This window comes from Umezawaea sp. Da 62-37, assembly GCF_032460545.1.
GTDB lineage: Bacteria > Actinomycetota > Actinomycetes > Mycobacteriales > Pseudonocardiaceae > Umezawaea.
In genome coordinates, this window is the sequence record NZ_CP135965.1 from 11,490,601 (window position 1) to 11,506,230 (window position 15,630).

The 15,630-nt window shown below is 72.9% G+C and carries 12 protein-coding genes; 5 read left to right on the plus strand and 7 right to left on the minus strand.

Annotated features, from left to right (window positions below; genetic code table 11):
- Positions 1–144: 144 nt before the first annotated feature.
- The gene (locus tag RM788_RS51470; protein ID WP_315929131.1) at positions 145–3,567 is read left to right on the plus strand and encodes a phosphodiester glycosidase family protein; all 3,423 of its coding nucleotides are present in this window, start codon (positions 145–147) and stop codon (positions 3,565–3,567) included.
- 69 nt (positions 3,568–3,636) lie between these two features.
- Here the strand turns inward: RM788_RS51470 and RM788_RS51475 are convergent, their stop codons facing one another.
- The 4 genes from RM788_RS51475 to RM788_RS51490 all read right to left on the minus strand — a co-directional run bounded on the left by RM788_RS51475 (position 3,637) and on the right by RM788_RS51490 (position 6,719).
- Positions 3,637–5,061 carry a serine/threonine-protein kinase gene (locus RM788_RS51475; protein ID WP_315929132.1) on the minus strand — a complete coding sequence of 475 codons (1,425 nt, stop codon included), beginning with the start codon at positions 5,059–5,061 and terminating at the stop codon, positions 3,637–3,639.
- 136 nt (positions 5,062–5,197) lie between these two features.
- Positions 5,198–5,683, minus strand: a complete 486-nt coding sequence (locus RM788_RS51480; RefSeq protein WP_315929133.1) for a hypothetical protein — start codon at positions 5,681–5,683, stop codon at positions 5,198–5,200.
- A gap of 4 nt (positions 5,684–5,687) precedes the next feature.
- Positions 5,688–6,023, minus strand: coding sequence for a hypothetical protein (locus RM788_RS51485; protein WP_315929134.1), 336 nt, complete (start codon positions 6,021–6,023; stop codon positions 5,688–5,690).
- A gap of 18 nt (positions 6,024–6,041) precedes the next feature.
- Positions 6,042–6,719, minus strand: a complete 678-nt coding sequence (locus RM788_RS51490; RefSeq protein WP_315929135.1) for a Crp/Fnr family transcriptional regulator — start codon at positions 6,717–6,719, stop codon at positions 6,042–6,044.
- Between the two features lie 177 nt (positions 6,720–6,896).
- Between RM788_RS51490 and RM788_RS51495 the strand changes: the two genes are divergently transcribed.
- Positions 6,897–8,642 (plus strand): IlvD/Edd family dehydratase, encoded by a 1,746-nt coding sequence (locus RM788_RS51495; protein ID WP_315929136.1) that lies wholly within the window; start codon positions 6,897–6,899, stop codon positions 8,640–8,642.
- Positions 8,643–8,646: 4 nt separating this feature from the next.
- On the opposite strand, the gene RM788_RS51500 is transcribed toward RM788_RS51495, so the two are convergent.
- A complete protein-coding gene (locus tag RM788_RS51500) occupies positions 8,647–9,612 on the minus strand; it encodes a helix-turn-helix domain-containing protein (protein ID WP_315929137.1) in 966 nt (321 codons plus the stop codon).
- Positions 9,613–9,664: 52 nt separating this feature from the next.
- Here RM788_RS51500 and RM788_RS51505 point away from each other — a divergent pair, with 52 nt between their 5' ends.
- A complete protein-coding gene (locus RM788_RS51505) occupies positions 9,665–10,054 on the plus strand; it encodes a cupin domain-containing protein (RefSeq protein WP_315929138.1) in 390 nt (129 codons plus the stop codon).
- Here the strand turns inward: RM788_RS51505 and RM788_RS51510 are convergent, their stop codons facing one another.
- The gene (locus tag RM788_RS51510; RefSeq protein ID WP_315929139.1) at positions 10,055–11,446 is read right to left on the minus strand and encodes a rhamnulokinase; all 1,392 of its coding nucleotides are present in this window, start codon (positions 11,444–11,446) and stop codon (positions 10,055–10,057) included.
- A complete protein-coding gene (locus RM788_RS51515) occupies positions 11,443–13,455 on the minus strand; it encodes a bifunctional aldolase/short-chain dehydrogenase (RefSeq protein ID WP_315929140.1) in 2,013 nt (670 codons plus the stop codon). The genes RM788_RS51510 and RM788_RS51515 overlap by 4 nt, the downstream gene beginning before the upstream one ends.
- A gap of 123 nt (positions 13,456–13,578) precedes the next feature.
- On the opposite strand from RM788_RS51515, the gene RM788_RS51520 reads away from it, so the two are divergent.
- Both RM788_RS51520 and RM788_RS51525 read left to right on the plus strand, forming a co-directional pair.
- The gene (locus tag RM788_RS51520) at positions 13,579–14,583 is read left to right on the plus strand and encodes a LacI family DNA-binding transcriptional regulator (RefSeq protein ID WP_315934942.1); all 1,005 of its coding nucleotides are present in this window, start codon (positions 13,579–13,581) and stop codon (positions 14,581–14,583) included.
- 73 nt (positions 14,584–14,656) lie between these two features.
- Positions 14,657–15,565, plus strand: a complete 909-nt coding sequence (locus RM788_RS51525; protein WP_315929141.1) for an FkbO/Hyg5 family chorismatase — start codon at positions 14,657–14,659, stop codon at positions 15,563–15,565.
- The last annotated feature ends 65 nt before the right edge of the window (positions 15,566–15,630 follow it).

The following is a 15,630-nucleotide window of genomic DNA, read 5'->3' on the forward strand; positions in this document are numbered from 1 at the left end:
TCGACGGCGTGGAGGAGCGGGCCTGACCGTTCGGAGTCGGCGGACGCGGGGCAGGTGACGCCGAACGGAGGTGTTCCGGGAAACTCCCACACGATGGACTGGTATCGCGAAAACTCGCAACCACACACCTTCGCGGGAGCGCCCGTGCCACCACGCCCTCGTTCCGCGTCCCTGGTGGCGGCCCTGGTCGCCTCCCTCCTCCTGCCACCGCCCGCGGCCCTCGCCGATCCGGCCGACCTCCCACCCACCTCGTCGGTCACCACCGGGGACCTGCGCCCCGAGTCCGGCGCGGGCTCGCCGGTCGGCGCGGCGCCGGTGGCGGGGAAAGCCGTCGACCCGGCCCACCGCATCGAGACCACCCGCACCACGCGGCCGGTCGCGCCGGGCGTCTCCCTGGACTCCTTCGACTGGTACGAACCGGGGGACTCCGGCGGCTGGGTGCGCGGCGACGCGCTGACCGTCGACCTGACCGCGGGCACCCGCGTCGACTACCTCCACCCCGGCACCGTCTCCTCGGCCGAACCGCTGTCCGCCCAGGCGCGGCGGACCCGCGCGGTCGCGGCCGTCAACGGCGACTTCTTCGACATCGACAACTCCAACGCGCCGGAGGGCGTCGGCGTCCAAGCCGGGCGCACGGTCAAGTCGCCCAACGCGAACCACCGCCGCGCCGTCGGTCTGGACGCGGCGGGTGTCGGACGGGTCATGGAGGTGTTCTTCGAGGGCAGGGTGACCCGGCCCGACGGCGGGTCGATCCGCGTGGACCAGCTGAACAACGCCGCCATCGGCACCGGGGGCGTCGGCGTGTTCGACCCGATGTGGGGCGCCTACAGCCGGGCGCGGGCCGTGCAGGGCGCGTCCCGCGTCACCGAGGTCGTGGTGCGCGGCGGCGCGGTGGCCGAGCTGCGCGACCACGCGGGCGACGACCCGATCCCCGCCGACGGCTTCGTCCTCGTGGGACGGGAGGCGGGCGCCGACGCGCTGGCCGACCTCGTCCCCGGCGAGCGGGTCGCCGTCGAGCACACCACGAGAGCCGGGGACGGCACCGTGCCGCGCACCGCGCTCGGCGGCAACCAGCTGCTGATCCGCGACGGCGAGGTGGTCGCGCCCGCCGACCCGCTGCACCCGCGCACCGCGGTCGGGTTCGACGCCACGGGGAAGCGGATGTTCCTGCTCACCGTCGACGGCAGGCAGGCCCCCTACCTGCTCGGTCTCACCCTCCGCGACGTCGCCGCGATGCTGAAGGAGATGGGCGCCCACAACGCCCTGAACCTCGACGGCGGCGGATCCTCGACACTGCTGGCGCGGCAGCCCGGCGCCGAGTCGGTCGAGCTGGAGAACACCCCGTCCGACGGCGCCGAACGACCGGTGCCCAACGGCCTCGCCCTGTACGCGCCGGAGGGCAGCGGTGAGCTGACCGGCTTCCGCATGGGCACCGCCGCGGACCCGCGGACCGCGCCCGGCGACGGCACCGTGCCCGGCGGCCGTCCCGACCGGGTGTTCCCCGGACTGACCAGGGCGCTGGTGGCCGAGGGGTACGACGAGACCTACGGCCCGGCGCTCGACGAAAGCCACGAGTGGAGCACGTCCGCGCCCGACGTGGGCGAGGTGGACGGCGCCGGTGTGTTCCACGCGCGTGCCTCGGGAACGACCACGGCGGTGGCCGGGCAAGGCGGTGTGAAGGGGGAGGTCGCGCTCACCGTGCTCGGCCCGCTGGCCGGTCTGCGGACCCCCACCCCGCGGCTGAGCCTGCCCGAGGTGGGCGGCACCGGTTCGGTCGGCGTGGTCGGTTTCGACGACGACGGCTTCACCGCGCCCGTCGACCCCGCGGACCTCGTGCTGGAGCACGACCGGTCCGTTGTGGACGTCGCACCCGGTGCGGACGGCACGCTCAGGATCACCGCGCTCGCACCCGGCGCGACGACGCTGGTCGCCCGCGTCGGCGGACACGAGCTGCGCGTGCCCGTCACCGTGGGCCTGGAGGAGCGGCCGCTGGCCGGGTTCGACGACGGCGCGCGGTGGACGTTCGGCTCGGCCCGCGGCACGGGAGCGGTCGAACCCGTCGAGGGGCGCACCGGCCCCGGTCTGCGGATGACCTACGACTTCACCCTGTCGACGGGGACGCGCACCGCCTACGCGATCCCGCCCGCGCCCATCGAGGTCCCCGGCCAGCCGTTGGCGCTCGGCGCGTGGGTGTACGGGCACGGGCGGGGGGAGTGGACCGCGTTCACCGTCACCGACGGCTCGGGGCAGAGCCGGTCGCTCTACGGGCCGTACGTCACGTGGACGGGATGGCGGTACCTGGAGGTCCCGGTGCCCGCCGGACTGGCGTTCCCGATCCGGGTCGACCGGTTCTACACGATCGAGACCAAGGCCGACCGCCAGTACACGGGCGAGGTGCTCGTGGACGACATCGTGGCCAAGGTGCCTCCCAACGCGGAGCCGCCCGCGGTCACGCCGGTGGAGGACCCGCTGGTGGTGCGGGACGGCACCGTCGCCGACCGGCCGTGGCGGTTCGCGGTGTTCTCCGACGCCCAGTTCGTGGCGCGCGACCCGGACAGCGCCCTGGTGCTCGCCGCCCGCCGCACGCTGCGCGAGATCAAGGCGCAGCGGCCGGACTTCGTGGTGATCGCGGGGGACTTCGTCGACGAGGCGTCGGCCGCCGACCTCGCGCTGGCCCGGCGCGTGCTCACCGAGGAACTGGGCGACGACCTGCCCTGGTACTACGTGCCGGGCAACCACGAGATCATGGGGCCGGGCACGATCGACGGGTTCCGCCAGGAGTTCGGCGCCACCCACCGGGTGTTCGACCACCGGGGCACGCGGTTCGTGCTGCTCGACTCCTCCACCGGCACGCTGCGCGGCGGCGGGTTCGACCAGGCCGCCCTGCTGCGGGAGGCGCTGCGCGACCACTCCGCCGTGGACTCCGTCGTCGTGGTCGAGCACCACCCCACCCGCGACCCCACGCCCACGAGGACCAGCCAGCTGTCCGACCGGCTGGAGGCGGGCGTGGTGGAGGGCTGGCTGGCCGACTTCGAGCGCACCACGGGCAAGGGCGCGGCGTTCATCGGCGGCCACGTCGGCCTGTTCCACGCCTCGCGCGTGGACGGCGTGCCGTACCTGGTGAACGGCAACTCGGGCAAGGCGCCCGCGGACGAGTCCGGCCGAGGCGGGTTCACCGGCTGGACGATGCTCGGCGTCGGCGCGCGTCGGCCCGGCGACGACTGGATCGCCGCCGAGATCCGCCCGCACGTCGACGCGCTGCGGCTGGACGTGCCGCCGGTCGTCCGCCAGGGCGCCCCGGCCGCTGTCACGGCGACCCTGGTCCAGGGAACGCGGACGGTGCCGGTGGTCTACCCGGTGAGCGCGGACTGGTCGGGCTCGCCGAACCTGCACATCGGCGCGCTCGCCGACGCGCGCCCCTGGCACGTGGCGAACCTGGACCCGGACACCGGCACCCTGACCGCCGTGCGGCCGGGCCGCGTGACGGTCGCCGTCTCGGTGAACGGCACCGGCCAACGCGCGGAACTGAACACGGCCCTGGCGGAACGCCCGCGGGTCGCCGCTTAGGTGCGGCCGGGCGCCATGCGATCCCGTCGCGTCCGGGGGCGGGCGCCCCTGGTCCCGTGACCCGGGTGGTCAGCCGCCGGACGTGCAGGTGACGTCCGGCGGGTCGGTCGCCGGGCCGTTGGCGGTGAAGCCGAGGGTGGTGGACCCGTCCACGGGCAGGGCGGCGTTGTAGTCGGCGCTGGTGACCGTCACGGAGTCCGCGCCCTTGGTGAGGACGCCGTTCCACAGGTTGTTGATCGCGTTGACCGCGGGCTGGGGCCAGGTCAGCTTCCAGCCGGTGATCGCCCGGCCGCTCGCGTTGCGCACGACCACCTGGGCCTGGTAGCCGTCCGGCCAGGCGTTGGTGACCTCCAGCCGGGCGGCGCACTCGGACGGCGGTGGCGCGGTGGTGGTCGTGGTCGTCGTGCCCGCCGTCGTCGTCCCGGCCGTCGTCGAAGCGCCACCCGGAGCGGCCACGGGGTCGCCGGTCTGATCGTCGCCCCGCAACGAGGTGCCGACCACGACGCCCCCGGCGACCAGCGCCGCGGCGACGGCGACCAGGGCGACCCTGTTCCACGGCACGCGACGGCGCACCGGGAGCGACTGCGTGCCACCGGTCGGCGGCTCGTGTCCCACGACGGGCCTGGTGTCCACGATCGGCCGCGTGTCCACGTGCGTGGCCGCGGGCTGTTGCGCGACCGGCAACGGCAACCCCTGGACGGCCGCGTCCAGCAGGGCGTACGTCTCGGCCATCGTCGGCCGCTCGGCGGGATCGCGCCGCAGGACCCGCCCCAGCACCTCGCCCAGCGGACCGGGGAACCGCGGCGGAGCGACCTGCCCCTCCGCCACGCGCCGCAGCAGCGCGTACGGGTTGTCGTCGGCGTTCCCGAACGGCGGGTGGCCCTCCAGCGCCGCGTACAGCGTCGCGCCGAGGGAGTACACGTCGGACGCGAACACCGCGCCGTGCCCCGCCGCCACCTCCGGCGCGAGGAACGCGGGCGTGCCGATGACGGACCGGGCCTCGGTCACGGTGCCCTCGCCGACCGCGCGCGAGATGCCGAAGTCGACGACCTTCGCCGTCCCGTCGTCGCCCACCAGGACGTTGAACGGCGTCACGTCCCGGTGCACGATCCCCGCCGCGTGCGCCGCCGCCAGCGCCGAGGCCACCTGCCACCCGACACCCACGACCAGCGCCTCCGGCAGCGCCCCGCTCGCGTCCATCATCTCGGCCAGCGTCTTCGACGGCACGTACTCCATGACCAGGCACGGCTTCCCGTCGTGCTCGACCACGTCGTGCACCGTCACCGCGTGCGGGTGCCGCAACCGCGCGGCGATCCGCCCCTCCCGCACGATCCGGTCCACGTCCTCCGGCGAACCCGCCGACGTGAAGAACTTGACCGCGACGACCCGCGCCAACCGCTCGTCCTGGGCCCGCCAGACGACCCCGGCCGCCCCTCTTCCGAGCGGCGACACGAGCCGGTAGCGCCCAGCGATGACCTCATCCCGTTCCGGCACGGTCAAAAGCTACGTGGCCGCCCCACCCACCGGCCAGCCCCTGTTGATCGCGGGAGGGCGCGCGGGGCGTCGGATCTGCGGTGGTTGGTCGACGGCTCGCCTGCCAACCAGCGGATCGTCGTCGGGCCGCTTCACGTCATGCTGTCGTGCTGGCCGGTCGACCGGTGTCCGGCTCGGGGCTGGTCGGAACGTGCGGGGGTGGTCCGGTCGCGGCGAGGATCTTCCGGATGTCCGCGAGGTCCTTCCGCCGTCCCAATGCCCGCTTGTAGGCGAGCACATTGCTCAACGAGGCGAACCGAAGGCCTTCGACGACATCCGCGTTGTCGATCAGCTCGTCGGCGTCGCAGGTGGGTGCTATCCATCCCGACGAGAACTGGATGCGCCCACCCCAGAACTGCACCACGCGATCCCCGCTGACCACACCGACTCCTGGGATGCCGATGGACGACACATGTCGCCAGGCACGGCCTCGCGCCACCACGTCGAGGTCACGGATGTCCTGCCGCAGGCCGTGTGCCAGCAGGGGTGCACTGCCGAACAGCACGAAGTCGTCGCGTTCGAGTCCGAACTCGACCAGCCGGGCGATGAGGGGGTTGTCGTGGACGCTTGGCCTTCCGAGCAAGGGGTCAGTCCTTTCTCGGGTCGGTTTCGCGAGCACTTTGGAGGAGACGATTGAGGAGCGGCAATCTCGCCGACTGGGTTGGAGGCGCGGTTTCGGGTTCCTCGATGGTTGGTTCGTGCGGGCAGTTCGCCTCGAGTTGGCCGCACGCCCTGATGATCTCGCCGCGCTCATCGGGTGTGCTGTCCTTGAGCGCCATGTCGAAACGAGTCGTTCGCGACCTTTCCCGCACCATCATCTTGAGGAGTGAGACCAACGGCCGGATGATCGAAGAGAGCATGGCGGCGGCGACTGCGGTGGTTGGTACCAGCCAGGAGGCCTCGGTGAGCAGATCCGCGGGCATCGGTCGCTCACCTCCCGGTCACAGCAATGCCGTGCGATGGCCGGCTGCGATCTCCACCAGCCCGGCGACATCATGGATGACCAGCGCTTGCCGGCCTGTACTGATCAGCTGCCCGTTCTTGAACGTCCGGACGATCTTCTTCACCGAGTCGAGCGAGGCACCGGTCAACGTTGCGAGGTCCTGTTGACTGAAGCGGATGCCTACACCCTTCTCGTTGTGCGTGCCGACGCCGCTGTCGACGAGGTCGATGAGCGCCTTCGCTAGGCGCTGCTCCACCGCCAAGTCCGATTCGAGGACCTTGCGCGTCGCCTGGTCGAGCCTCTCGTCCGCGGCGAACAGTTGTGCGTGCATGGCACGTGGGTGTCGGTAGAGGAACTTCAGCCATTCCACTGCGGGCAAATGGAGAACTTCGACTTCGTTCAAGGCGATGATGCTCGCGGAGCGCGGTTTCTGCCGCACAGCGGCCATCTCGCCCACCATCTCATTCGGCCCGCGGATCGCGACGATTCGCGGTGGCCTGCCCACCACCACCTTGACATGCCCTTTTTTGATCAACAGGGCGAAGTCGGTCTCCTCGCCCTGGCTGATGAAGACGTGCTCCGCCTCTCGGTGGAACACATGCCCCAAGGGTTCGAGTTCCATCAGCTCCTCCTCGGTGAGAAGGGGCTTTCCCTGAGCGAAGGTCGGCTCTGCCACTCGGCTAAGTGTATAGATACACTTAGTGAGGTGCAACTGTACGTCCGAACGTGGACCGCCAGCGTGTCGGCTGACATGTCGCTGAAGGCGCGGCGCACGTGAAGGGAGGGCGCGCGGGGCGTCGGATCTGCCTAGGGTGGGAGGACGTTCGACGTCGTAGTCGGAAGGTGGCGGTCGGTGCCCGAGCAGCCAGGTTCTCCCGAGTCCGGTTATCCCCAGCGGAGTTCCCAGTGGTACGGGGGCACTGATCGCAACGCCTACATCCACCGCGCCTGGATGCGGCGGGGGCTGCCCGCGCACGCGTTCGACGGGCGGCCGCACATTGCCATCGCGAACACGGCGTCGGACCTCACGCCGTGCAACTCGCACTTCAACGAGGTGGCGGAGAGCGTCAAGCAGGGGGTGTACGAGGCGGGCGGGATCCCGTTGAACCTGCCGGTGGTGTCGCTGGGGGAGACGCTGGTCCGGCCGACCGCGATGCTGTGGCGCAACATGGCGGCGATGGCGGCCGAGGAGATGTTCCGGGCCAACCCGATCGACGGGCTGGTGCTGCTCGGCGGGTGCGACAAGACCATTCCGGCGCTGCTGATGGCGGCCGCGTCGGTGGACCTGCCCTCGGTGGTGGTGCCGGGCGGGCCGATGCTGACGGGCACGTTCCGCGGGGTGGCGCTGGGCTGCGGGACGGACGTGTGGCGGCTGTCGGAGGAGGTCCGCGCGGGCACGTTGTCGCAGGAGCAGTTCAGCCGGTCGGAGTCGTCGATGATCCGCAGCCGCGGCCACTGCAACACCATGGGCACCGCCTCGACGATGGGGCTGGTGGCGGAGGCGCTGGGGATGGTCCTGCCGGGGCTCGCGGGCACGCCCGCCGCGGACAGCCGCCTGCTGGAGAGCGCGCACGAGTCCGGGCGGCTGGCGGTGGAGATGGTCGCGGAGCAGCGCACGCCCAGTTCCCTGCTGAGCCGGGGCTCGTTCCTCAACGCGATCGTCGCGCTGGCCGCGATCGGCGGGTCGACCAACGCGGTGGTGCACCTGCTGGCCATCGCGGGCCGGGCGGGGATCGAGCTGTCGCAGGACGACTTCGACCGGACCGGCTCGGACATCCCGCTGCTGGTGGACCTGCAACCCGCGGGCCGGTTCCTGATGGAGGACTTCTTCCGCGCGGGCGGCCTGCACGCCGTGCTGCGCGAGGTGGAGGACCTCCTCGACCCGACCGCGCTCACGGTCACCGGCAAGCCGCTCGTCGACTACCTGGACACCGCCGAGATCTGGGACCGCGAGGTCATCCGCACCCGCGCCGAACCGCTCCTGCCGCACGCCGGGATCGCCGTGCTCTACGGCGACCTCGCCCCGGACGGCGCCGTGGTGAAACCGGCCGCCGCGTCCGCGCACCTCCTCCAGCACCGGGGGCGGGCGCTGGTGTTCGACTCCGTCGAGGACATGCACGCCCGCATCGACGACCCCGATCTCGACGTGGACGCCGACTCGGTGCTCGTGCTGCGCGGCTGCGGCCCCAAGGGCTATCCGGGGATGCCGGAGGTGGCGAACATGCCGCTGCCCCAGAAGCTCCTGCAAGCCGGTGTGCGGGACATGGTGCGGATCTGCGACGGCCGGATGAGCGGAACGGCCTACGGCACCGTCGTGCTGCACGTGTCACCCGAGGCCGCGGCGGGCGGTCCGCTGGCGCTGGTGCGGACCGGCGACTACATCGTCCTCGACATCGCGCGCAGGCGCCTCGACCTCGACATCCCCGCCGAGGAGCTGGTGCTGCGCCGACCGGACCCGGCGACGGTGGCCGCCTACGCCAACCCCAAGCGCGGCTGGGAGAAGCTCTACGTCCAGACCGTCGGCCAGGCGAACACCGGCGCCGACCTGGACTTCCTCGTCGGTTCCAGCGGCGACAAGGTGTCCCGCGAGTCCCACTGAGGTGTCACGCAGCAGGCCCGAACCGCCGTCGGTAGGCCGACGGGCTCAACCCCGTGTGCCTGCGCAGCTGCGACCGCAGGTTGGCCGCCGTCCCGAACCCACTGGCGGCGGCCACCCGCTCCAACCGCTGCTCACCCCGTTCGATCAACCGGCACGCCAGCGTGATCCGCTCGGCCGTCAGCCACGCCAGCGGTGTGGTGCCCAGTTCGGCGCGGAACCGCCGGTGCAGCGTGGCCTGGCTGGCGGCCGCCCGCGCGGCCAGGTCCGCGACGGTCAGCGGCCGGTCCAGCCGCTCGCGCGCCCAGGCCAGCACCGGTGCGAGGGAGGAGTCCGGCACGGTGGGCACCGGGCGTTCGACGAACTGCCGCTGACCGCCGTCGCGGTGCCCGGTGAACACCAGCCGCCTGCTGATCGCGTTGGCGACCTCGGCGCCGTGGTCGCGGTGGATCAGGTGCAGCCCGAGGTCGAGCGCGGCCGCGCTGCCCGCCGCGGTGAACACCGGCCCGTCCTCCACGAACAGCACGTCGGGTTCCAGCGCGACCAGCGGGAACCGGCGGGCGAACTCGTCGGCCCACCGCCAGTGCGTGGTCGCCCGCCGCCCGTCCAGCACCCCGGCCTCGGCCAGGGTGAACGCGCCGGTGCAGAAGCTGACCAGCCGCGCGCCGCGCTCGGCGGCGCGGGCGACCGCGGCCAGCACGGCGGGGGAGGGCGGCACCTGCGGGTCGGGCCGGTTGGGCACGATCAGCGTGTCCGCGGCGTCGGCGGCCTCCAGCCCGGCGACACCGGTGAGCGTGAACATCCCCAGGTGCATCGTCACGGCGGGCTCGGCGGCGCACAGCGCGAAGTCGTACCAGGGGCGGTCCAGCTCCGGCCGCCGCAGGCCGAACAGCTCCGTCGCCACGCCCATCTCGAACGGGTTGGAGCCCTGGTCGACGAGCACCGCGACCCGGTGCGAGGAATCTTGCGACATGTGCGATTCCTAGCACTCACGGCCGCGCGGGGCCAGTGGCCAGGATGGGCCCATGAGCACTCAGCCGATCGACGTCCAGTCCGTCCTCGACGGGTTCGACGCCCCCTGGAGCCCCCGGATCCCGCTGAACGTCAACGACTACGACATCCGGCTCGCCAAGTTCCTGGGCGAGCACGTGTGGCACGTCCACCACGAGACCGACGAGTTCTTCCTCGTCCTGGACGGCGAGATCGCCATCGGCCTGCGCGAGGACGACGGCGAGCGGGTGGTCACGCTCCCGCGCGGCTCGATGTTCGTCGTGCCGCGCGGGACCTTCCACAAGCCGTCGTCCGAGGAGGGCGCGTCGGTGCTGCTGGTCGAGCCCACCGGCACGCTCTCGGTGGGGGACGAGCACGACGAGGTGCCCGACCACGTGGACGCCACCACCGGCCACCGCGTCTGATCAGGCGCCCCGGCCCAGGGCCCCTTCCGGTCGCGGGGTGTAGGTCGCCAGCGGCTCGGTCGACCGGACGATCGTCCGCAGGTCACCGTCCAGCGCACCCGCGGCCCGCGCCTGCACCAGGACGTTGCCGAGCGCCGACGCCTCGACCGGGCCCGCGACCACCGGGAGCCCGCAGGCGTCGGCGGTGAGCTGGCACAGCAGCTCGTTGCGCGCGCCGCCGCCGACGACGTGCACGACGTCCACCTTGCGACCGGACAGCCGCGCGGCGTCGGCCACCGCGTCGCGGTGCGCCAGCGCGAGGCTGTCCAGCACGCACCGGACCAGTTCGGCACGGGTCCGCGGCTCGGGCCGCCCGGTCTCGCGGCAGGCGGCCGCGATCCGGTCGGGCATGTCGCCGGGCGCGAGGAACCGGGAGTCGGTGGCGTCCACGGTGGCCGGTGACGGGGGGAGCGCCGCGGCCTCGGCGAGCAGCGCGCCGGGGTCGGTGGTGCCCCACGCCCGGTGGCACTCCTGGAGCAGCCACAGCCCCATCACGTTGCGCAGGAACCGGATCGTGCCGTCCACGCCCAGCTCGTTGGTGAAGTTCGCCCGCCTGCTCTCCTCGGTGAGCACCGGGTCGGCCAGTTCGACGCCGACCAGCGACCAGGTGCCGCAGGAGATGTAGGCGAAGTTGTCGTCCCGCGCTGGCACGGCGACGACGGCGGACGCGGTGTCGTGCGAGCCCACCGCGTACACCGGAACCCGTTGGGAGAGGCCGATCCCCGGCAGCACCTCGCCGATCACCGAGCCGGGTTCGCGCAGCGGGGCGAACAGCCCGGTGTCCAGGCCCAGCGCCTCCGCGACCTGCTCCGACCACGCGCGGGTGCGCGGGTCCAGCATCGCCGTCGTGGAGGCGTTGGTGATCTCGGTGCCCTCCCGGCCGGTCAGCCAGAACGCGATCAGGTCCGGCACCAGCAGCGCCCGCACGGCGCCGCGCGCGGCCCAGTCGTCGGCCAGCAGCTGGAAGGCCGTGTTGAACGGCTGGAACTGGATGCCGGTCGCGGCGTAGTGGGCCTCCGCCGGGAGCAGCCCGCGGGCGCGCTCGACGGCGGGCCCGGTGCGCTCGTCCCGGTAGTGCACGGGGTTGCCGACGAGCGCCCCGTGCCGGTCCAGCAGCCCGTAGTCCACCGCCCAGGAGTCCACGCCGATCCCGTCGAGCGGTCCGGCGAGCCGCAGGCCGTCGACGACCTCGCGGTAGAGGTCGAGCACGTCCCAGTGCAGCGTGCGGCCGATCTTCACCGGCCGGTTCGGGAACCGGTGCGCCTCGTGCAGCGCCACCCGGTTCCCGTCGACCTCGCCCACGATCACCCGGCCGCTGGAAGCGCCCAGGTCGACCGCCGCGAACCGCTTCATCGCAGGAACGCCGCGGCCACGCCGGCGTCCACCGGCACGTGCATGCCCGTGGTGTGGCTCAACGTGGTGAGCACGAACACCGCGTGCGCCACGTGCTCCGGGAGCACCTCGCGCTTGAGCAGGGTGCGCTGCGCGTAGAACGCGCCCAGGTCCTCCTCGGCCACGCCGTAGACCTCGGCCCGCTGCGCGCCCCAGCCGCCCGCGAAGATCCCGGACCCGCGCACGACGCCGTCCGGGTTGACGCCGTTGACCTTGATCCCGTGCTCGCCGAGTTCGGCGGCCAGCAGCCGGACCTGGTGCGCCTGGTCGGCCTTGGCGGCGCTGTAGGCGATGTTCGACGGGCCCGCGAACACGGCGTTCTTGCTGGCGATGTAGACGACGTCGCCGCCGAACCCCTGGTCGATCATGACCCGCGCGGCGTGCTTGGCGACCAGGAACGAGCCCCGCGCCATCACGTCGTGCTGCTTGTCCCAGTCCTCGATCGTGGTGTCCAGCAACGGCTTCGAGATCGACAGCCCGGCGTTGTTCACCACCAGGTCCACGCCGCCGTAGGCGAGCGAGGCCTCGGCCAGCGCCGCGGCGATCTGCGCCTCGTCGGTCACGTCCGCCGTCACGGCCGTCGCCTTCAGCTCGTCGGCCACGGTGCGCGCGGCGTCGGCGTCGCGGTCGGCGACCACCACGCACGCGCCCTCGGCGGCCAGCCGGTGCGCGATGGCCCGGCCGATGCCCGACCCGGCGCCGGTGACGAACGCGACCCGCCCGGTCAGCGGCGCGGGCTTGGGGCGGCGGGCGAGCTTCGCCTCCTCCAGCGCCCAGTACTCGATGCGGAACTTCTCCGCCTCGTCGATCGGCGCGTAGGTCGACACCGACTCGGCGCCGCGCATCACCGCGATGGCGTTGAGGTAGAACTCCCCGGCCACGCGGGCGGTCTGGGCGTCGGCGCCGAAGGAGAACATGCCGACGCCGGGCACCAGCACGATCGCCGGGTCCGCGCCGCGGATGGCGGGGGAGTCCGGGGTCGCGTGCCGGTCGTAGTAGGCGCGGTAGTCCTCGCGGTAGGCGGTGTGCAGCTCGCGCAGCCGCGCCCGCACCTCGTCCAGCGGCGCGGTGGCGGGCAGGTCGAGCACCATCGGCCGGACCTTGGTGCGCAGGAAGTGGTCCGGGCACGACGTGCCGAGCGCGGCCAGTCGCGGGTGCTCCTCCCTGGAGAGGAAGTCGAGCACCGGCTCCGTGTCGGTGAAGTGGCCGATCCGGCGCTCGTCGGTCGAGGCCAGCCCGCGCAGCAGCGGGGCCAGCGCGGCGGCCCTCGCACGCCGCTCCTCGGTCGGAAGTGCTTGGTAGCCCGGCAGTTCAGCGCCGAACGGGTCGGTGCGGCCGTGCTCGGCGAGGAACCGCGCCGCGCCCTGGATGATCTCCAGCGACCGGGCCTCGGCCTCGGCGGACGTGTCGCCCCACGCGGTGATGCCGTGCCCGCCGAGCACGCAGCCGATGGCCTCGGGGTGCTCGTCCTTGATCTTCGCGATGTCCAGCCCCAGCTGGAAACCCGGTCGCCGCCACGGCACCCACACGACCCGGTCGCCGAAGCAGCGCTCGGCCAGCTTCTCGCCGTCCACGGCGGTCGCCAGCGCGATCCCGGAGTCCGGGTGCAGGTGGTCGACGTGCGCCGCGTCCACCAGCGCGTGCATCGCGGTGTCGATCGACGGCGCCGCGCCGCCGCGGCCGTGCAGGCAGTGGTCGAACGCCGCGACCATCTCGTCCTCGTGCTCGACGCCCCGGTAGACCGCGCTGAGCCCGCGCACCCGGTCCAGCCGCAGCACCGCCAGTCCGGGTTCGGTCAGCGTGCCGAGGTCGCCGCCGGATCCCTTGACCCACAACAGGTCCACCGGCTCGCCGGTGGCCGGGTCGGTCGCCGATCCCTTGGCGGAGGTGTTGCCGCCCGCGTAGTTGGTGTTGGCGGGGTCGGAGCCCAGTCGGTTGGACCGCTCCAGCAGGTCGCGCACGGTGCTCACGCGCCCCACCCGCCCTGGTCGACGCCGCGCGCGAGTGCCGTCATCATGATCTCCAGCTCGTCATTGAAACGTTTCATCCGCATGTTAGGGTTCGACGTGGCACGGAGCAAGGGATCGGGTGACATGGTCGGCATCAAGGACGTGGCGCGCCGGGCCGGGGTGTCGATCGGCACGGTCTCGAACGTCGTCAACCGCCCGCACGTCGTCTCGGCCGCGACCCGGTCCAGGGTCAACTCGGTGATCGAGGAACTCGGCTACGTCCGCGACGAGTCGGCCCGCCAGCTCCGCGCGGGCAGCAGCCGCACGCTGGCCCTGCTGGTGCTCGACCTCGGCAACCCGTTCTTCGTCGACGTGGCGCGCGGCGCCGAGGAGGCCGCGCACGCGGCGGGCCTCAGCATGATCACCTGCAACAGCGCCCAGCGCGTCGACCGCGAGACCTCGTACCTGGCGATGCTCGCCGAGCAGCGGGTGCGCGGCGTCCTGCTGAGCCCCGTGGGCACGGCCGACGAGAGCCTCGCGGGCTTCCGCCGCAGCGGCATCCCCTACGTGTTCGTGGACCGCAAGGCCACCGGCGGCGAGTGCTGCTCGGTCTCGGTCGACGACGTGCTCGGCGGCGCCCTCGCGGCCCGGCACCTGACCGCGCAGGGCCACACCAGGATCGCGTTCGTCAACGGCCCGGCCGTCCTCGTGCAGTGCCGCGAACGCGAGGAGGGCGTCCGCAAGGCGCTGGAGGAGGCCCCAGGGCACGAGCTGACCGTGCTGGAGGTCGCCGCGCTGGACGTGGCCTCCGGCCGCGACGCGGGCGCCCGCATCCTCGGCATCAGCCCCCGTCCCACGGCGGTGTTCTGCGCCAACGACCTGCTGGCGCTGGGCGTGCTCCAGGCGATGGTCGCCGCGGGCGTCCGGGTGCCGGATGAGGTCGCGATCGTCGGCTACGACGACATCGAGTTCGCCTCGGCCGCCGCCGTACCGCTCACCTCGGTCCGCCAGCCTGCCACCCGCATCGGCGAGACGGCCGCGCGGCTGCTGATCGAGGAGACGTCGGACGACGTGGCGCACGAACACCGCGCGGTCGTGTTCTCACCCGAACTGGTGGTGCGCGACTCCACCCGCGTGCCGCGCCGGTGACGGCCACTACCCGATAGGGGCTTCCACCGCGCCGTGCGGAGCGCACTCGCCGCAGGTGGGAGACGCTTCCCGCATGATCGGAACCTGCGACACCTGGTCGGCGGAGGACGCGGTGGACAGCGGCGCGGAGTGGTCGCTGCGCTACACCCACGACGACGACTTCCTGTCCATCAGCGCGTTCATCCCGCCGTCGGGCCGCTGCGCCGAGGCCGTCCGGGACGTCTACGCCGAGATCTTCGCGCTGGCCGGGTGGAGCGGGTACCCGGACATCTGCAGGCTCTGGCACTACATCGGGGACATCAACGGCGACAACGCCGACGGCCTGGAGGTCTACCGGGACTTCTGCGTGGGCCGCGCGCTGGCGTTCGAGGAGTTCCGGCCGCCGTTCGGGATGCCCGCCGCGACCGGTGTCGGCAGCTCGGGGGAGGGCATCACGGTGTGCGTGCTGGCCACGCGGGCCGGGAAGCTGACCGCCATCGAGAACCCGGACCAGGTGCCCGCCTACCGCTACCCGACCCGCTACGGGCCGAAGCCGCCGTCGTTCGCCCGCGCGGGCTACCTGGAGCGCGCCGAGGGCGACGTGCTGTTCCTGTCCGGCACGGCGAGCGTCACCGGCCACGAGACCGCGCACCGCGGCGACCTGCACGGCCAGCTCGACCGGACGCTCGCGAACATCCGGACCGTCGTGGGCGGCCCCAACCTCGCGCGCCACGGCGTGGCCGGGCACTTCGGCCTCGCCGACTTCGACCGGGTGAAGGTGTACGTCCGCAACGCCGGGGACATGGCCGCGGTCGAGGCCGTGTGCCGGACGGTCTTCACCGGCGACCCGGCGGTCGAACTGGTCCGCGCCGACCTCTGCCGGTCCGACCTGCTGGTCGGGATCGAGGGCGTGATCGCCGTGCGGGGCGGTCTGCCGAAGGTGTTGCGGCGGGCCGACCAGCCGGACGGCGCGAGCCGGGCGCAGGCGGTGTCCGCGCCGTAGCGGGCGGTGCCGGCGTCGAGGTCCAGTTCCTCCTTGTGCACCGACACCCTCGGCGTCGACCAAGT